General features: G+C 75.2%; 10 protein-coding genes and 1 tRNA gene. 9 read left to right on the top strand and 2 right to left on the bottom strand.

All coding sequences use genetic code 11. The features are described from left to right. Positions 1-57: 57 nt before the first annotated feature. The 7 genes from tmk to AB0447_RS01975 all read left to right on the top strand — a co-directional run bounded on the left by tmk (position 58) and on the right by AB0447_RS01975 (position 10,443). Complete coding sequence (gene tmk / locus AB0447_RS02005; RefSeq protein ID WP_366474467.1) at positions 58-3,342, top strand: dTMP kinase; 3,285 nt, start codon at positions 58-60, stop codon at positions 3,340-3,342. Between the two features lie 132 nt (positions 3,343-3,474). Next, complete coding sequence (locus AB0447_RS02000; protein WP_366474466.1) at positions 3,475-4,686, top strand: DNA polymerase III subunit delta'; 1,212 nt, start codon at positions 3,475-3,477, stop codon at positions 4,684-4,686. A gap of 274 nt (positions 4,687-4,960) precedes the next feature. Beyond that, a complete protein-coding gene (locus AB0447_RS01995; protein WP_366474465.1) occupies positions 4,961-6,529 on the top strand; it encodes an alpha/beta hydrolase in 1,569 nt (522 codons plus the stop codon). 682 nt (positions 6,530-7,211) lie between these two features. After that, a tRNA-Thr gene (locus AB0447_RS01990) sits at positions 7,212-7,285 on the top strand. A gap of 596 nt (positions 7,286-7,881) precedes the next feature. Next, entirely contained in the window at positions 7,882-8,358 is a 477-nt protein-coding gene (locus AB0447_RS01985) for a GNAT family N-acetyltransferase (RefSeq protein ID WP_366474464.1), read from the top strand. A gap of 78 nt (positions 8,359-8,436) precedes the next feature. Continuing rightward, positions 8,437-8,943 (top strand): SigE family RNA polymerase sigma factor, encoded by a 507-nt coding sequence (locus AB0447_RS01980; protein ID WP_366474463.1) that lies wholly within the window; start codon positions 8,437-8,439, stop codon positions 8,941-8,943. Between the two features lie 234 nt (positions 8,944-9,177). Beyond that, positions 9,178-10,443: a hypothetical protein gene (locus AB0447_RS01975; protein ID WP_366474462.1), complete on the top strand. Its 1,266-nt coding sequence runs from the start codon at positions 9,178-9,180 to the stop codon at positions 10,441-10,443. A 9-nt stretch (positions 10,444-10,452) separates the two neighbouring features. Here AB0447_RS01975 and AB0447_RS01970 read toward each other — a convergent pair whose 3' ends face one another. Next, positions 10,453-12,399, bottom strand: coding sequence for a bifunctional 3'-5' exonuclease/DNA polymerase (locus AB0447_RS01970; protein WP_366474461.1), 1,947 nt, complete (start codon positions 12,397-12,399; stop codon positions 10,453-10,455). 1,098 nt (positions 12,400-13,497) lie between these two features. On the opposite strand from AB0447_RS01970, the gene AB0447_RS01965 reads away from it, so the two are divergent. Further along, positions 13,498-14,706: a DUF2786 domain-containing protein gene (locus AB0447_RS01965; protein ID WP_366474459.1), complete on the top strand. Its 1,209-nt coding sequence runs from the start codon at positions 13,498-13,500 to the stop codon at positions 14,704-14,706. A gap of 405 nt (positions 14,707-15,111) precedes the next feature. Here the strand turns inward: AB0447_RS01965 and AB0447_RS01960 are convergent, their stop codons facing one another. Further along, complete coding sequence (locus AB0447_RS01960; protein ID WP_366474458.1) at positions 15,112-15,309, bottom strand: twin-arginine translocase TatA/TatE family subunit; 198 nt, start codon at positions 15,307-15,309, stop codon at positions 15,112-15,114. Positions 15,310-15,416: 107 nt separating this feature from the next. Between AB0447_RS01960 and AB0447_RS01955 the strand changes: the two genes are divergently transcribed. Continuing rightward, the gene (locus tag AB0447_RS01955; protein ID WP_366474457.1) at positions 15,417-17,462 is read left to right on the top strand and encodes an FUSC family protein; all 2,046 of its coding nucleotides are present in this window, start codon (positions 15,417-15,419) and stop codon (positions 17,460-17,462) included. Positions 17,463-18,220: the final 758 nt, after the last annotated feature.

The raw sequence follows: 18,220 nt of genomic DNA, 5'->3' as shown, positions 1-18,220 counted from the left end.
GCAGGGGCCTGCCCCCGAGCCCCCCGCCCAGTCCCCCACAGCGGATAGGCTGGGCGGATGACGCGAGCCGAGCAGCCGACGGTCGTGCCCTCCGGGAAGGACCCCGTGAACCCCACCTACGACGAAGCCCTGGCCGCGGACTCCCGCGAGCGGGCGGTGCGCGCCCTGTTGCGCACGCCCCGGCTCCGCCGGCTGTGGAGCGCCCAACTGGTCAGCGGCATCGGCGATGCCCTCGCCCTCCTGGTCCTGGTCCTGCTGGCCCTCCAGGCAGCCGTCACCGAGGCCGCCTTCGGCGGTGGCTACCGCGGGGCCGCCCTCGCCGTGAGCGCCGTCTTCGCAGTCCGGATCCTCGCCACCCTGCTCACCGGCGCGGTGCTGCTGGGCCCGCTGTCCCAGCTCATCGCCGCCAAGGAGCACGGCGGCCAGCTCGACCGCCGCTGGACGATGATCGGCGCCGACGGCGTCCGCCTCGGCCTCTTCGTCGTCGCCCCGCTCTGGCTCGACTGGATCCCGGAGCACGCGCTCACCGCGCTGCTCGCCACCGTCTTCGCCGCCGGAGTCGCCGAGCGGCTGTGGACCCTGGCCAAGGAGAGCGCGGCCCCGGCCCTGCTGCCCGAGCCGCCGCCCGAGGGGGCGACCGTACGGCCCCTCCCGGACCACCTCGACGCGCTCCGCCGGCTGACCCTGCGTACGGCTTTCGCCGCACTGCCCGCCGCCGCCGCGGTCCTGCTCGCCGCCACCCTGGTCGGTGCGGGGCTCGGCATCGGCGTGGACTGGTTCGCGGAGAACCGGGCCGCCTTCGGCTCCTACGTGGCCGCCGGCCTGTTCGCCGCCTCCGTGTCCCTGCTGCTCCCGCTGGTGCTGCCCGGTACGAAGACCCCCCGCCCCCGTTCCCCGCTGGAGGGCCTGCGCGCCCCCAAGGTCGGGGACCGCCCGGAGAAGGGCCGCACCGGCGCCATCCCGCTGCTCGTCCTGGCCTGCGCGGCCGTCGCCGGAGCGGTGGCCTGCGCGGTCGCCGTCTCGGTGCTGCACGCCTTCGATCTGGGCGGCGGCCCGGCCGGCTTCGCGCTGCTGGTCCTCGTGCTGAGTGCGGGCACCGCGGCCGGCATCCGGGCCAACCAGGCCGGCAAGGTGCTGCCCGCGCTGTCCCGGCGCCGCCTGCTGGCCCTGGCCATAGCGGTCACCGGCGTGGCGCTGCTGCTGATGGGCCTGATTCCGGACCTGGCGACGGTCGTGTTCCTGGCGGTGCTCGCCGGCACCGCCGCCGGGGTCGCCGCGAACACCGGCCACACCCTGATCGACCAGGAGACCGAGGAATTCCGCCGGGCCCGGGTCACCGAGCACCTCCAGGCCGTCGTACGGGTCGCCATCGCGACGGGTGCGATCCTCGCGCCGGTCGTGGCCGCGGCCATCGGTCCGCACCGGCTGGGCGGAGACGAGGTGGTGTTCGCCCACGGCGGCGCCGCCTTCACCCTGATGCTGGTCGGTGCGCTGCTGTTGCCGGTGGCCGTGACCGTGCTGGCCCGGGCCGACGACCGGAGCGGCGTACCGCTGCGCCGGGACCTGCGGGAGGCGCTGCGCGGCGGCGAGCCGGGCCAGGCTGCGGCCGACAACGGCTTCTTCATCGTGCTGGAGGGCGGCGACGGGGCCGGCAAGTCCACCCAGGTGCAGGCGCTGGCCGAGTGGATACGGGGCAAGGGCCACGAGGTCGTGGTGACCCGCGAGCCCGGCGCCACCCCGGTGGGCAAGCGGCTCCGCTCGATCCTCCTCGACGTGTCCTCGGCCGGCCTGTCGAACCGCGCCGAGGCGCTGCTCTACGCCGCCGACCGGGCGGAACACGTGGACACGGTGGTGCGGCCGGCCCTGGAGCGGGGCGCGGTGGTCATCTCCGACCGCTACATCGACTCCTCGGTGGCCTACCAGGGGGCGGGGCGCGACCTGTCGCCGACCGAGATCGCCCGGATCTCGCGGTGGGCGACGGACGGACTCGTCCCCCACCTGACGGTGCTGCTCGACGTGTCGCCGGAGGCGGCCCGGGAGCGGTTCACCGAGGCGCCGGACCGGCTCGAGTCGGAGCCGGCCGAATTCCACCAGCGGGTGCGCGCCGGATTCCTGACCCTGGCGGCGGCCGACCCCGGCCGCTACCTGGTGGTGGACGCCGGCCAGGACCCGGAGTCGGTGACCACGGTCGTACGGCACCGCCTGGACCGGATGCTCCCGCTCTCCGAGGCCGAGGTGCAGGCCCGGGAGGAGGCCCGCCGGCGGGCCGAGGAGGAAGCGAAGCGCAAGGCCGAGGAAGAGGCGGCGCGCAAGGCCGAGGAAGAGCGCAAGCGGGCCGAGGAAGAGGCGCGGCGCAAGGCGGAGGAGGAAGCCGCCCGGATCAAGGCCGAGGCCGAGGCCGCCCGCAGGGCGGAGGAGGAGCGGCTCCGCGCCGAGGAAGAGGCGCGGGCCCGGGCGGAGGCCGAGCGGCTGCGCGCGGAGGCCGAGGAGAAGGCCCGCCGGGCCGAGGAAGAGCGGCTGCGCCAGCAGGCCGAGGAGGAGGCCCGGCTGCGGGCCGAGGCCGAGGAGAAGCGGCGCGAGAAGCAGCGGCGGGCCGAGGAGGCGCTGGTGAAGGCGGAGGAGGCGCGCCGGCAGGCGGCCGCCGCTGCCGCGGCGGCTGCTGCTGCGGCGGCGGAGGCGGCCGCAGCGGCCCAGGCTCCGCCAGCGGCTCCGGCCGCCGGTCCGGCGGCTCCGGTCTCCGCGCCGAAGGCCGGCGAACGGGCGGACGAGGCCGGTCCGCGGATCGGCCTGACCAAGGACACGCAGGCTGCGACGCAGCCCGGCGGCGTACGGGACCCGCGTCGTGCGGCCAGCCCGGACGACGCCGTGACCGTCGAGACGCCGGTGGTGCCGGCCGCACCGGACCGGCGCGTGATGAAGCCGGACGACATCACGGAGACCGTCCCGGTCCCGAAGGTCGGCCCGGCCGACGAGACCGCCGTACTGCCTCCCGTACGTCCGTCCGGCCCGGCGGACGAAACGGCGGTGCTGCCTCCGGTACGCCCGTCCGGTCAGTCCGGTCCGGCCGACCAGACGGCGGTGCTGCCCCCGGTCCGCGCGGACGAGAAGCCGGCCGACCGGGTGCCGCCCGGCATCTTCCGGGACGAGGTGGGCGGCCACGACGCCACCCGGGAACTGCCCGTGGTCGACGACGATGGCCGTCCGCGGCGCCGCTCCGACTGGGCCGAGGAGACCCCGCTCGACGATCTCCCGACCCTGGCGGACGAGCTGCTCGGCCCGCACCGGGACGAGGACGACGGCTACGGGGACGACGGGGACGCTCCGCGGCGCCGCCGCCGCTGACCCGGCCTGGGGCCGCCGGGATGCGGCCCGGGCGGGATTGTCAGTGGCCCGCCCCACAATGGTGCGTACGTGCACACATGCATACGTGCAGATGAAGCCGTGGCAGTTCAGACGACGGAAGGAGGTGGCGGCATGTCCGTCTGGGACGACCTGGTGGGTCAGGAGCGCGTGCAGACGCAGCTCGCCGCCGCCGCGCGGGATGCCGACGCGCTGGTCACCGCCATCGAGGCGCGGCAGCCGCCGCCCGCCGCCTCGAAGATGACCCACGCCTGGCTGTTCACCGGCCCCCCCGGCTCCGGCCGGTCCACCGCCGCCCGCGCCTTCGCCGCCGCCCTCCAGTGCACCAGCCCCGACCGGGCCCTGGGCGGGGCCCCGGGCTGCGGCTTCTGCGACGGCTGCCACACCACCCTGATCGGCACCCACGCGGACGTCGAGATCGTCCGTACGGACCTGCTCTCCATCGGCGTGAAGGAGACCCGCGACCTGGTCCGCCGGGCCCAGCTCTCGCCGGCCGTCGGCCGCTGGCAGGTCATCGTCCTGGAGGACGCCGACCGGCTCACCGAGGGGGCCGGGAACGTCCTGCTGAAGGCCGTCGAGGAGCCCGCTCCGCGCACGGTCTGGCTGCTCTGCGCGCCCTCGCTGGAGGATGTGCTGCCCACCATCAGGTCCCGCTGCCGGCACCTCACCCTGCGCACCCCGCCGGTGGCCGCGGTCGCCGATGTCCTGGTCCGCCGGGACGGCATCGAGCCGGCCGTGGCAGCGGCCGTCGCCCGCGCCACCCAGGGGCACATCGGCCGGGCCCGCCGGCTGGCCACCGACGAGCGTGCCCGGTCCCGCCGCGCCGCCGTGCTGAAGCTTCCGCTGCGGGTGGACGACGTGGGCGGCTGCCTCAAGGCCGCCCAGGAGCTCGTGGACGCCGCCGCCGAGGATGCCAAGCAGGTCGCGGAGGAGGTCGACGTCAAGGAGACCGAGGACCTGCGGGCCGCGCTCGGCGCCGGTGCCGGGACGGGCGGCCGGATGCCGCGCGGCACGGCGGGCGTGATGAAGGAGCTTGAAGACCGGCAGAAGCGCCGCCGCACCCGCACCCAGCGCGACAGCCTCGACCTCGCCCTCACCGACCTGACCGGCTTCTACCGGGACGTGCTCGCCCTGCAACTCGGCTCGGCGGTGGCCATCGCCAACGAGGAGATACGGCCGGACCTGGACCGCCTCGCCCGCGCCTGCGGCCCCGAGCGGACCCTGCGCCGCATCGAGGCGATCATCGCGTGCCGCGACGCTCTCGACCGAAACGTGGCTCCCCTGCTCGCGGTGGAGGCAATGACCATGGCCCTCCGGGCGGGCTGATCGCCGGGAGGGCCAGCTGCCAGGTGCGGCTGACTGCCGGACGGGCCAGCTCCCGGGCGGGGTTGTCCGTGGAGCGAGCCGTTTCCCGGGCGGGGCTGACCGCCGGGCCGTGGCCGGGCCCCCGGCCGGGCGGCCTGGGGCCGGGGTTGCGGCGGTTGACTGCTCACTCGTACGGGCAAGCGCCCCTCTCGGCCGGGTGGCGGAGAGCGGCCGGGTGGCGGCTGCGGCTGTGCAAGATCACCGCGGGGCGGCCGGGAAGACGTAGGCTCCGGGGATGGACACCAGTCGTCTGCTGCGCACCACCGGAACCGTGATCGCAGCCGCCGGGCTGCTGCTCTCCGGCTGCTCCTCCGGCGGGCCCGCTCCGCGCGCCTCGGCGTCCTCCGGCGATGCCGGCTCCGCCCCGGCCTCCGCCCGGCCCACCGCGGTCCCGGACGCACTCCGCCCGTACTACACCCAGAAGCTCACCTGGCGGGACTGCGGCGTGCCCGGATTCCAGTGCGCCACCATGAAGGCGCCGCTGGACTACGCGAAGCCCGGCTCGGGCCAGGACATCGACCTCGCAGTGGCCCGCAAGAAGGCCACCGGCCCCGGCAAGCGGCTCGGCTCGCTGGTGGTCAACCCCGGCGGACCCGGCGGCTCCGGCATCGGATACCTGCAGGCGTACGCGGGCATCGGCTACCCCGCGCCCGTCCGCGCCCGCTACGACATGGTTTCCATCGACCCGCGCGGGGTGGCCCGCAGCTCCCCGGTCGAGTGCCTGACCGGCCCGCGCATGGACGCGTACACGCAGGTCGACCAGACCCCGGACGACGCGGCCGAACAGGCCCGGCTGGTGCAGGCCTTCAAGGAGTTCGCGGGCGGCTGTGAGCAGCGGTCCCGCACGGTGCTGCCGCACGTCTCCACCGTGGACGCCGCCCGGGACCTGGACGTGCTGCGGGCGGTCCTCGGCGACGAGAAGCTGACCTACGTCGGCGCCTCGTACGGCACCTTCCTCGGCGCGACGTACGCGGACCTCTTCCCCGGCCGGGTCGGCCGGCTGGTGCTGGACGGTGCGATGGACCCGTCCCGCACGGCGATCGACCTCAACCGGGACCAGACCGCGGGCTTCGAGACGGCCTTCCGCTCCTTCGCCCGGGACTGTGCCGAGCAGCCCGACTGCCCGCTGGGCAAGGGCAACCCGGACCAGGTGGCACAGCGCCTGAAGGACTTCTTCCGCAAGCTCGACGCACAACCCGTCCCCAGCGGGGAGGCCGCCCGCCCGCTCGGCGAGGCGCTGGCCACCACCGGTGTGATCGCCGCGCTGTACGACGAGAGCGCCTGGCCGCAGCTGCGCGAGGCGATCACGCAGGCGATGGACGGGGACGGGGCCGGGCTGCTGGCGCTCGCGGACAGCTACTACGAGCGCGAGCCGGACGGCAAGTACGCCAATCTCATGTACGCGAACGCCGCCGTGAACTGCCTGGACCAGCCCCCGGCCTTCAATGGCCCGGAGGCCGTCCGGGCCGCCGTGCCCTCCTTCGAGAAGGCCTCCCCCGTCTTCGGCGCGGGCTTCGCCTGGGCCGCGCTGAACTGCACGTACTGGCCGGCCAGGGCGACCGGCACGGCGCACCGCCTGGAGGCGAAGGGCGCCGCGCCGATCGTGGTGGTCGGAACCACCCGGGACCCGGCGACCCCGTACAAGTGGGCCCAGTCGCTGGCCGGCCAGCTCGACTCGGGCGTCCTGCTCACCTACGACGGCGACGGCCACACGGCGTACGGGCGCGGCAGCGACTGCATCGACACGGCGATCAACCGCTACCTGCTGGAGGGCGCGCCCCCGGCGGACGGCAAGAAATGCTGACCGGCCGCCGGGGACGGGCGGACAAGACGCCCCCTGGTTCCCGGAACCGGTGGCCTTGAAGCCGTCCGGCACCAGCACCGCCCCCACGTGGTGAGCGCGCCGCCCAAGGCCTCCCGGGCCCGTTCCAGCGCCCGGCGCCCTCGGCGGACGCAGCACCTCCGCCGGCTTCTCCGCCCCGCCGATGGACACCACGCCGAGGCCGACCCCGAGCTCGTACGAGGTCTCGGACACGGCCCGGCCTGCCCGGCCCGCACGGCAGGCACCGCCGAGATCAGCACCGAGGCGGCGGTGGTCACGGCCGGGCAGTCACTGAGGCCCGGGGCGACCAGGAACACCGCCACACAGGCGTACGAGCTCGGCTGCAGCGCCAGCGCGAGCAGCGCGAACCCGCAGACCAGCCCGCCGAGCCCCAGCGCCATCGCGGCCCGCACCCCAATCCGCTGGATCAGGGTCGGCGCCAGGAATGCCGACCAGCATGGCGAGGGGGCGGCGCGGCGACCCTTCGAGGGCACGGCGAGGCGATAGGCCGGAAATGGGATATTCGCCCCAGCGTGCGGCCCACCTCCCTGGCCTGCCTCCGCCCCGCCCACAACCCGGTTCGGGGCACTCGGATGAACCCTGTAGACTTAGCGCCGCTGCTGACGAGAGCCGTACCCGCATGGGTCTTCTTTCCGTGCAGCATGCCGCCTTAGCTCAGTTGGCCAGAGCAACGCACTCGTAATGCGTAGGTCTCGGGTTCGAATCCCGAAGGCGGCTCCGTAGAAGCCCCAGGACTCACTCGCCGTGACCTGGGGCTTTTGCCTTTTCCCGCTCAGAGTGGGTGAGGCTCAGAGCTTGGGCTCTGTTCCCTGACGCCTACCGCGGGACGGCGTGCTTCTTCGTGAAGCGGGACTGCCACGCCCAGCGGGCAATCGCCCCACGATGAGCAAGACGATGATCGCGCCCCAGTCGATGACGTGGGTGCGGCTCACCGTCACGCACTCAGCGTGCGTCTTGCCGAGCCAGCCGACGCCGGCGTGCGCTTGCGCCGGGGGCTATGAGCGCGAGCGCGGCTGCAGCGGCGAAGGTTGTCGGGAACGCGGATTCCAAGGTGCGGATCGGGCCCGGGGGGCGGTGATGGCGGGTTGAACGGCGGCTGGTGGGGCGGGGTGGGCGGTCGTGGAAGTCGGGTGCTGGGGCGGTCAGTTGTGTGTCTGGTGCTCGCGGGGCGGACCGGCTGCTCGATGGGCTTTGCGTTCAACGTCGCGGTGCCCGCGTGGCTGCCTGCTGGGGTGATCGACCGGCCGCTGTGTATGGGCGGTGGTCGGCTGAGGAGAATGGGCGTGGCGCGTAGGGAGGATGAGGAGAGAGACATGAACGAGAGTCCTACGGTGCGGGTCGCGCAGGAGACGGATCTCGATGTGGCCGCCGGGCTGTTCCGGGGCTATCTCGACTTCTACGGGGTGCAGGTCGAGGACCCGGAGCAGCCGCGGGCGTTCCTGGCCGACCGGATGCGGGCGGGGGAGTCGCTGGTGCTGCTCGCCGAGGTTGCCGGGAAGGGAACGGTCGGGTTCACGCAGGTCTACCGGACCTTCTCCTCGCTCTCGATGAAGCCGCTGTGGATCCTCAACGACCTGTACGTCGCCCCGGCCGGGCGGCGGACCGGGGCCGGCCGCGCGCTGCTGCTGGAGACCGTGCGGCGGGCGCGGGAGGCCGGGGCGGCCGGGGTGCAGCTGGAGACGGCGTACGACAACCGGATCGCCCAGGCCCTGTACGAGTCGGAGGGCTTCGTGCGGGAGGAGTTCCACGCCTACTTCCATGACCTGGCGAAGACCTCGGGAGAGATCTGAAGAGTTCTGAAGAGGGCTGAAACATTTCCGCTGCACCGGCGCGTCGATGAGGTGAGACGGACGGTGAGGGGGCATTGGATGCGGCAGCGACGCAGGGAGGGTTTCCGCGAGTTCGCGGAGGGGCGGACCGGGCAGTTGTACCGGTCGGCCTGTCTGCTGACGAGCGGGGACACTCACCTGGCCGAGGATCTGGTGCAGGAGACCCTCGGGCGGATGTACCTGCTCTGGGGGCGGATCTCCCGTATCGACAATCCGGCGGCGTACGCGCAGACCGTGCTGGTACGGGCCTTCCTCACCCACCGGCGGCGGCGTTCCACTGCCGAATGGCCGGTGGGGGAGGTGCCCGACGGCATCGGGGGCGGGGCGGATCCCGCGCTGCGGATGACCCTGCTGGAGGCCTTGGGGCGGCTGGCGCCCAAGGATCGGGCGGTGCTGGTGCTCCGGTACTGGGAGGACCGCAGCGTGGAGGAGACCGCCGACGTCATGAACGCCAGCTCGGCGGCCGTACGGACCCGGAGCTCGCGCGCCCTCGCGCGGCTGCGGCAGGAACTCGGGGGAAGCCTCGCCGAGTTCGCCGGTCGCTAAGGGGCCTCGGCGTTTGGCCTCGGGCCTCGGGCCTCGGGCCTCCGGCGTCTGGCCTGTGGTCTGTGGCGTCCGGCGTCCGGCGTCCGGCCTCCGGCGTCTGGCGTCCGGCCTCCGGCGTCTGGCGTCTGGGCGCCGGCGTCCGGCCCTCGGCCTCGGCCCGCGGCCGTGGGCCGTCGCACCAGCCCGGTTCCTGCCGTGGCTGCATTCAACCAATCGTGGAAGGTCTGGTTCCCCATGCCCTTTGAAGACGAGCTCGGCGACGCGCTGCGGCGCACGGGCGACGGTTTCGCCACCGACCAGCGCGCCCTGGTGGACGCGGGAGAGCAGCACGGACGGCGCCTGGTGGCCCGCCGTCGGGCGGCCGCGATCACCGGCACGGTCCTCGCGATGGCGGTCGTCGGCACCGTCGGCGCCTACTCCGGTGGTCTGTTCGGCGGCGGCGATGGTGGTGCGGATCAGATGAACGTTGCCGCGCCGTCGCTGCCGTCCGCGTCCGCTTCCAGGCCTGCGGACCGGCAGAAGGACCCGGGCGCGGGCACCGGGGCCGTCACCGCCCAGCAGATGATCGCCGACTTCAAGGCACTGCTGCCGGGCGGCACGCTCACCGACACCCAGGCGCGGGGGACCACGGACGCCGCCCCGATGGTCTCCGGCGTGTACGACGACGGCAAGGGCAAGGCGGCCGTCAGCCTGAGTCTTTCGCGCGTCTCCCCCGGCGGCATCATGGCCCGTCAGATGACCGAGTGCGGGGACAAGGAGCTCATCGGCTACGACAGCTGCACCTCCGAGAAGCTGGCGGACGGCTCGCAGCTGCTGCTCTACCGCGGGTACGAGTACCCGGACCGGCGGGTGGACACCAAGGTCTGGCGGGCGACCCTGGTCACCCCGCAGGGCTACCTGGTCGACGCCTCCGAGTGGAACGCCCCGGCCGAGAAGGACGCGGCCGTCACCCGGCCCACGCCGCCGCTCACCCTGGCGCAGATGAAGGCCCTGGTCAGCTCGGACAAGTGGCACACCGCCCTGAACGACCTGCCGGCCGCCCAGCCGGAGAAGTCCACGCCGGCGCCGCCCGCCGGGCCCGACGCGGGAGCGGTGCTTCAGTCCATGCTGCCGAAGAAGGGGGTCACCGTCGTCTCCAAGGGCGGGGAGGGGGACTACGCCTACGCGGTGCTCGACGACGGCAAGGGCAAGTCGCTGGTCCAGGTCAACGCGCAGCCGGGGATGGGTGACGTGGCCGGCGAACTGTTCGGGAGCGGCGACGTCACCACCCTGCCGGACGGCACGAAGGTGAAGACCGAGAAGAAGGCCGGTGAGAAGGGCGGCGCCGGGGTGGTGTGGTGGACCGTGGACACCCTGCGGCCCGACGGCCTGCGGGTGGTGGTCTCCGGCTTCAACACCGGGAACCAGAACAAGCCGGCGACCCGGGCGACCCCGCTGGTGACCATGGAGCAGATGAAGGAGATCGCGCTCAGCCCGAAGTGGGTGCAGGGCAAGCCGTAGCCTCCCGGATCACTTGGCGTCCGCGTAGCACTCCACCACCGCCGTGGTGAAGGGGAACCGGACCGGGGTCTCGCCGAAGGCGATGCGACCGGCCCGGTCGGCGGCCGCGCGGATCGCCGCGGTGACGGCCTCGGCCTCCTCCGCCGGGCAGTGCACGATCACCTCGTCGTGCTGGAAGAACACCAGCTCGGCGCGGAGCCCGGCGGCCGTGAGGGCCTGGCGCAGCGCCGCAAGCATCAGCAGGGCCCAGTCGGCGGCGCTGCCCTGGACCACGAAGTTGCGGGTGAAGCGGCCGCGAGCCCGGGTGTTGGTGGAGGCGTAGCCGGGGGTCCACTCCTCCGAGCCGGAGCCGGAGCCGGCATCCGTTTCCGGGCCCGTTTCCGGGCCCGGTTCCTGCGGCAGGCCCGCCTCCTCGGCCTCGGCGGAGCCGGCGGCGGGCGGGCAGGTGCGGCCCAGCCAGGTCCGTACGAGCCGGCCCTCCTCGCCCGCCCGGGCGGCATCGTCCACGTACGCGACCGCCCGCGGGAAGCGCCGACGCAGGGCGGCGAGATTCTTCAGGCCGTCGCCCGAGGTCTGGCCGTACACCGCGCCGAGGACGGCGAGTTTGGCCTTGTCGCGGTCACCGGAGAAGCCCTGGCGGGAGATCGCCGTGTAGAGGTCCTCGGGGCGGCCCGCCACCTCCATCAGGCCCGGATCGCGGGAGATCGCGGCCAGCACCCGCGGCTCCATCTGGTCGGCGTCCGCGACGACCAGCCGCCAGCCGGGGTCGGCGACGACCGCCCGCCTGATCACCTTCGGGATCTGCAGGGCCCCGCCGCCGTTGGTCACCCAGCGGCCGGTGACAGTGCCGCCCGGGATGTACTCCGGGCGGAACCGGCCCTCGTGGACCCAGTCCTTGAGCCAGCTCCAGCCGTGCGCGGTGTAGATCCGGTACAGCTTCTTGTACGCGATGAGGGGCTCGACGGCGGGGTGGTCCAGCTCCTGGATCTCCCAGCGGCGGGTGGACCGCACCTTGATCCCGGCCTCGGCGAAGGCCTTGACCACGTCGGCGGGGAGGTCGGGCCGGACGCGGCGGCCGAAGGCGGCGGAGACCTGGTCGGCGAGCTCGGCGAGGCGGCGGGGCTCGCCGCCGCCCGCGTAGCGCTCGCCGAGCAGTTCGGTGAGTACGGAGCGGTGTACGTCGGCCCGCCAGGGCAGCCCGGCCCGGTTCATCTCGGCGGCGATCAGGAAACCCGCCGACTCGGCGGCGGTCAGCAGCCGCATCCGGTCCGGGTGGGCGGTGGCCTCGTGGCGGCGCATCTGGTCCGCGTAGACGGCGAGGAGGGCGTCGAGGGGGAGCGGGGCGGGGCCGGCGGCTTGGGGCTCGAACAGCGAGGACTGCGTCCCGGGCTCGGCGGCCCGCTGCGGCGGATCGGGCGGTACGGGCGTGCCGTTGAGGCGGGCCCAGGCGGCAGCGGCGGACCGCGGCTGGCCGAGTCGGCCCTCGTGACCGAGGAGGAGCAGCTCGGCGACCTCGATGTCGTAGCAGCGGTCCACGCGGAGGCCGGCGGCGAGCAGGCGGGGGTAGACGGCGGCGGTGGACTGCCAGATCCAGCGCGTGTGGGGCGGCGCGGCGCGGATGGCGGCGGCGGGGTCGGGGGCCGTGATGTGGGGGCCGGGCGAGTTGGCCGGGCCGGCCCTTCCGCCCTCGTCGGCCCTTCCGGTGGGGCCGGTGCCGTGGGGCTGGCCGGTGCCGGAGCCGGTGCTGGTGCTGGTGCCGTTGGCTTGGCCCGTGCCCGTGCCCGTGCCGCCGGTGGCCGTGCCGGTGCCGTGGGTTTGGACGCCCGGCTCGTGGGTCTCGCCGGGGCCGAGGGGTGGGCGGGCGCCGTGGGGCGGGCCGGGGACGGGCACGGGCGCGGCGTGCCAGCGGCCGTCGCCGTCCTCGGCGAGGGCCCAGCGGGTGGCGGGCTCGCTCATGAGTGCGAGTGTGGCAGGCGGGTCTGACAAGGGCGGGGCGGCACCCCGGTGCCCTGCGGGTGCCTTTTCCCCTCCCCGCCCCTTCCCGAACTGGGGCTCCGCCCCAGACCTCGCGCCTCAAACGCCGGCGGGGCTGGGGGTGCCGTCGTACGAGGCTGCGCCTCGGACCCTGCGCCGCAACGCCGGGGGCTGGGGGGCACGCGGGGCTCCGCCCCCGACTCCAATCCTCAGGCACCGGCTGGGCCGAGGGGCCGTCCCCCGAAGCTGAGCCTCGGCCCCGCGCCTCAAGCGTCGGCGGGGCTGGGGGTCGCACGTGGCTCCGCCCCCGACCCCGCGCCTCAAACGCCGGTTGGGCTGGGGGGCCGTCGCGCGGCACTTCCGCCCCGGACCCTGGGCCGCAAGCGTCGGCTGGGTTGGGGGTGCCGTCGTACGGGGTTGCGCCTCGGACCCGCGCTTCAAGCGCCGGCGAGGCTGGGGGGCGCACGGGGCTCCGCTCCGGACCCCGGTGCCTCAAGCGCTGGCGGGGCTGGGCGGGGTGCCAGCCGGCGGGGCTGGAGGCGCATTCCAGCCCGCGCGGCGTTTGAGCGCCCGGTGGGGCGAGGGGCCAGGCCCCGCGCAACGGGGCCGGGCGGAGCCCGTGCGCCTGGCAGGGCTTGGGGCGGAGCCCCACAGCGGGGGCTGGGGCCGCAGGCCCCAGTTCGGGAAGGGGCGGGGTGGGGGAAGGCCCCGCGCAGCGGCTACCCGCCGACGCTGGACGGGCTGCGACCCCGGCGGCGGCCTGGGTTGGACTTCCGGGTTCCGGGTTCCGGGCTCCGGGCGCTGGGCGCGGACTTCCGCGGCGCTGGAAGGGGCTCCGGCCCTGCGCCTTGGGCGGGGTTTCCGTTTCCGGTCCCTTCAGCGGGAGGCTGCCCGCAGGGCGGTGGGCCTGCCCCCAGCGCGGTGGGCCCGCCCCAGGGCGGTGGGCCTGCCCCCAGGGCGGTGGGGCCGAGGGATGGAAACGGGCTTCCGACCCGGTCGGCCTGGAAGAGCCCCTCGGGGCCGGGTGGGGCGCCGCCCCGGGCGGTCGGGGCGGGTGGGTGGGCATGTCAGGCTGGTGGGGTGACTTCGCACCCTGCCGAGACCGTCGAGCGTGCCTGCGCCGCCGCCCTCTACGCCCAGGACGATGCCGGGCTGGACACCGGCGCCTCGCTGCTCGCCGCCGATCCGGCCGGCTGGGGCGGGGTCGGGCAGGCGTTGCTCGCGCGCGGGGAGGCGTACGTACGGCAGGCCTGGGAGCGCGGCTGGCAGCCGGCCGACGTGCTCCGGCTGGTCCGCCGGGACCTCGAAGAGCGGCATCTGCGGATCACCGAGGACCTGATGGCGGCCGAGGGCCGCCGGTACGCCCGGCTGCCGGCCCGGTGGACGGCGTACGAGGTGTGGTGGGACGAGGACACCGCGTACGCCGAGCAGCTCGCGCAGCGCGAACGGACGGACCGGTTCACACTGGCCACCGCCCTCCTGGAAGTGCTCCGGCTGCTGATCCGGCTGCCGTCGATAGAACCGGTCGGGGCGCTTCCGGGCGACCCCGCCGACCTGCCGGAGGCCGCGCACATCGAGCCGCGCATGCTGGCTCGGATCCGGGCGCTGCTGGCCAAGGCGGAGGCGACGACGTACCCGGACGAGGCGGAGGCGCTGAGCGCGAAGGCGCAGGAGCTGATGGCCCGGCACACGGTGGACGAGGCGCTGCTGGCAGAACGCGCGGGCGGCCCGGGGCAGACGCCGGGGGCCTGCCGGATCGGTGTGGAGCCGCCGTACGAGGAGGCGAAGGCGGTGCTGCTGGACGCGGTGGCCACGGCGAACCGCTGCCGGGCGGTGTGGAACAGCGCGTTCGAGTTCTCCACGGTGGTGGGGTTCGAGAGCGACCTGGAGGCGGTGGAGCTGCTGTACACCTCGCTGCTGGTGCAGGGGACGGCGGCGATGACGCGGGCGGAGGCCGGTCAGCGGGCCGGCGGGCGAAAGCGGACGAAGACGTTTCGGCAGTCCTTCCTGCTGGCCTACGCCAGCAGGCTGGGCCACCGGCTGGCCGAGACGGCGGAGCACGCGGCGGCGGAGGCCGGCGGGCCGGCCAACCTGCCGGCGCTGGTCGCGCGGGACGTCGCGGTGGGCGCGCGGGCGGAGGAGATGTTCCCGCAGACCACGACGACCCGGCTGCGCGGGGCGACGGACCACGCGGGCTGGACGGACGGCACGGCGGCGGCGGACGCGGCCCAGGTCCGCCGCGGCCACCCACATCTCCCGGCCCACGGCCACGCCACCCGCCGACGCTGAGCGCCCTGCCGGCCCTCTGCGTACCTTCCCGCGGCTGCGGAGCGCCGTTCGGCTGAGGCCAGTGCCGCTTGCCGTTGCCGTTGCCGTGGCCGTTGTGCCGCTCGCGCGTTGAGAGCCGATGCCCCGCGCTCTCTGAGCCGGCTACCGGTTGGACGCCATGGGCGTGCCGGACGCTTCCCCGCCCACCCGGGTTCGCCCTGCGCGGGCTGCGCTTGCCCTGTCGGCCGGATGCCTCGGTCGGACGCCCTGCGGCGGATGCCGGATGCCGGATGCCGGATGCCGAGAGCGCGCATCTCGTGGCAGCGCGAGGCCGGCTGCATGTGATGGGCGTGTGGCCTCGTTCCCCGGCACTCGGATGCACCCTGCGCCGCCTGCGCAGGGCCCGGCGATGGACAGGGCGGTGGGTCAGGGCTCGCGGGAGTCCGGGCGGGAGGCGGCCGGGTGGGGCGGGTCCGGGTGCAGTGCGCGGGTCTCTGCCTTCAGGATGCGCATCGACTTGCCCACCCCGCGCGCCACCTCCGGCAGCTGCTTCGAACCGAACACCAGCACGCAGACGCCCAGAAGGACGATCAGGTGCCAGGGCTCCGATGCGTTCCTGAGCATGCGCGTGTACCCATCTCTCGGACGATGATCGGCTGGTCCTATGGAACAGGCGCCACACGGCTTCGGACAAATCCGAAGAAGTCCTGAAAGAAGCTACTCTCGACCTCATGAGCTGGCTCCGGGCCCTGAAGGCGAGCGCCCGATCGGGACTGAAGGTCGAGCGGGCCCGCCTGGAGCCGCTCATCGCCGTCCGGGCCGCGGCCGGGCTGGCCATTGTGGTCGGGGCCGGTCTGCTGCTGTTCGGGCCCGGCGCCGCCGCCAGTTCCGCGTTCGGCGCCTTCCAGGCGGCTATCGCGACCTTTCAGCGCAGTTGGCGCCCGCGGCCGGTGCTAGCGCTCGCCTCCGGGGTGACCCTCGCCGTCTCCACCTTCGTCGGATATCTCGTCGGCTCCTCGCACGCCACCGCCTTCCTCGTCCTGCTCGCCCTCTGGACCTTCCTGTCGGGAATGGCCTGGGCGGCCGGCCCGACCGCCGGAATCATCGCTTCCGGCAATGTGGCGATCATGCTGGTGACCGTCACCCTGCCCACCTCTGTCGCCCAGGCCGCCGGCCACGCCGCGATGATCGCCGCCGGCGGTGTGGTGCAGGCCGCGCTGATCGTCCTCTTCCCGGTACGCCGCTGGGGCGCCCAGCGCGAGGCCCTCGCCGACGCGCTGGCCGCCGAAGCCGACTACGCGCGCCGCCTGCGCCACGACCCGGAGGCCTCCTTCGACCCCGGTCCGCTGATGACCGCCCGCGCCGCCGCCACCGTCACCCCGCGCCAGGCCCGCCGCCGCCCCGCCGAACTGCACGGAGCGCGCGGCCTCGCCGAGCGGATCCGGCCCGTGCTGGCCTCGCTCGCCGACCCCGCCGTGGGCGCGCCCGCCGAGGGGCCGGCCCGGGAGCGGGTGCGCGAACTGCTCTCCGCCGCCGCGTCCGTGCTGGACGTGGCGGCCGGCGCGATCCGGCACGGCGAGCCGGTACGGCCGCCCGGCCCCGCCCTCGCCGTCCTCAAGTCCCCGGACACCGCGGAGGTGTTGGACGGTCCGGCCCTACGCGCCGCGCGCCGGCTCGCGGCCCTGCTGGAGGACGTACTGGAGACCGCGGCCCCGGGCTCCGGCCGCACCGCCGACCCCGGCGAATCGAAGCTCCGGCCGACCCTGCCCGCGCTGATGCCGCTGGTACTGCGGGCGGTACGGACGGAACTCCGGCCCGCCTCCCCGGTGTTCCGGCACGCGGTCCGGGTGTCCGCGGTGGCCACGGCGGGCTACCTCATCGGGCACGCGCTGCCGTTCGGGCACGCCTACTGGGCGCCGATGGCCTCCGTGATGGTGATGCGGCCCGACTTCAGCCAGACCTACTCGCGGGCCGTCGCCCGCTTCGGCGGCACCCTCCTCGGGGTCGCGGCCGCCACCGCGATCGTCCAGGTCGCGCACCCCGGGGTGTACCTGTCGGGGGCGCTCGCCGTGATCAGCGCGGGCCTGATGTACGCGCTGATGCGCACCGGGTACGCCGTCTCGCAGGTCTTCGTGTCCGCGTACGTGGTGTTCCTGCTCGGCATGGGCGGCACCCGCTGGGACCAGACCGTGCCGGACCGGGTCGGGCTGACCCTGGTGGGCGGGCTGCTGGCGATGATCGGGTACGCGCTCTACCCGGCCTGGGAGACCCCGCGGCTGCGGACCCGGCTCGCCGACTGGCTCGCCGCGGACGGGCGGTACGCGGCGGCCGTCCTCCGGCAGTACGCCGATCCGGCCGGCGCCCGCCGGGCGGACGTGCGCGAGGCGCTGCTGGCGGTCCGCGACGCCAGGGTCGCCTGGCAGGAGGCCGTGGACCGGGCGGCCGGGGAACCGGTCCGGCACCGGGGGCTGTCCCGGGCGGCGGCGGACGACGCGGGGGACGCACTCGCCGCGCTGGGCCGCAACGCGATGCTGCTGGAGGCGCACCTCCCGGACCGGGCCCACCCGCCGGTCCCGGCGGCGGCGGAACTGGCGGAGGCGCTGCGGGCGGCTACGGAGGCGGGGGCGAGGGCGGTGCGTGAGCGGAGGGTGCCGGAATGGGGGGTGGTGCGGGGGGTGGTGACGGGGTGGGAGGTGCCGGGGTCGGCGGTGCTGCGGAACGGGGCGGAGCTCTTGCTGGCCGCACTGGACGAACTCTCCGACGCCCTGCGCCCATAGCGGGCCCTGCCCACCCCGATTTCCCGCCCCTGCTTCCGGCTTCCTGTCCCGGCCGTGCGCCCGTCCCCGGTTCCGCCCCCGTTCCCGTGTCCCCGGCCCTGCGCCCATTCCGGCTTCCTGTCCCCGGCCCTGCGCCCGTCCCCGGCCCTGCGCCCGTCCCCGGCCCGTGCCTGCCCTAGGCCCGTGCCTGCCCCAGGCCGCGCCGGCCCCGGCTCCGCGCACGCCCCGCCCCGCGTCCGTCCCCGGCCCGCCGGGTGGACCCGGGTCGTCCCGGGTGGTCCATGGGGGGCGGCGGCTGGCCGGCGGGGGCCCTGCGGGCGGCTTGTCCCCTCCCCGCCCCTTCCCGAACTGGGGCTCCGCCCCAGACCCCGCGCCTCAAACGCCGGCGGGGCTGGGGGTGGGCCTCCGCCCCGGACCACGCGCCTCAAAGGCCGGCGGGGCTGGGGGTGGGGCTGCGCCCCAGAGCTCGCGCCTCAAAGGCCGGCGGGGCTGGGGGTGGGGCTGCGCCCCAGAGCTCGCGCCTCTAACGCCGGTGGGGCTGGGGGTGGGCCTCCGCCCCGGACCCCGTGCCTCAAAGGCCGGTGGGGCTGGGGGTGGGGCTGCGCCCCGGACCCCGTGTCTCAAAGGCCGGTGGGGCTGGGGGTGGGGCTCCGCCCCGGACCACGCGCCTCAAAGGCCGGCGGGGCTGGGGGTGGGGCTGCGCCCCAGAGCTCGCGCCTCTAACGCCGGTGGGGCTGGGGGTGGGCCTCCGCCCCGGA

This window comes from Streptomyces sp. NPDC051211, assembly GCF_040689505.1.
Lineage (GTDB): Bacteria > Actinomycetota > Actinomycetes > Streptomycetales > Streptomycetaceae > Streptomyces.
Note: the sequence above shows the minus strand (reverse complement) of the source record. Positions and strands in the feature narration are given on the sequence as shown.

What these genes read in the sequence shown, in the direction of transcription:
- tmk (WP_366474467.1), top strand. Translation starts at nt 58, where the DNA reads ATGACGCGAGCCGAGCAGCCGACGGTCGTGCCCTCCGGGAAGGACCCC.
- AB0447_RS02000 (WP_366474466.1), top strand. Translation starts at nt 3,475, where the DNA reads ATGTCCGTCTGGGACGACCTGGTGGGTCAGGAGCGCGTGCAGACGCAG.
- AB0447_RS01995 (WP_366474465.1), top strand. Translation starts at nt 4,961, where the DNA reads ATGGACACCAGTCGTCTGCTGCGCACCACCGGAACCGTGATCGCAGCC.
- AB0447_RS01985 (WP_366474464.1), top strand. Translation starts at nt 7,882, where the DNA reads ATGAACGAGAGTCCTACGGTGCGGGTCGCGCAGGAGACGGATCTCGAT.
- AB0447_RS01980 (WP_366474463.1), top strand. Translation starts at nt 8,437, where the DNA reads ATGCGGCAGCGACGCAGGGAGGGTTTCCGCGAGTTCGCGGAGGGGCGG.
- AB0447_RS01975 (WP_366474462.1), top strand. Translation starts at nt 9,178, where the DNA reads ATGCCCTTTGAAGACGAGCTCGGCGACGCGCTGCGGCGCACGGGCGAC.
- AB0447_RS01970 (WP_366474461.1), bottom strand. Translation starts at nt 12,399, where the DNA reads ATGAGCGAGCCCGCCACCCGCTGGGCCCTCGCCGAGGACGGCGACGGC.
- AB0447_RS01960 (WP_366474458.1), bottom strand. Translation starts at nt 15,309, where the DNA reads ATGCTCAGGAACGCATCGGAGCCCTGGCACCTGATCGTCCTTCTGGGC.
- AB0447_RS01955 (WP_366474457.1), top strand. Translation starts at nt 15,417, where the DNA reads ATGAGCTGGCTCCGGGCCCTGAAGGCGAGCGCCCGATCGGGACTGAAG.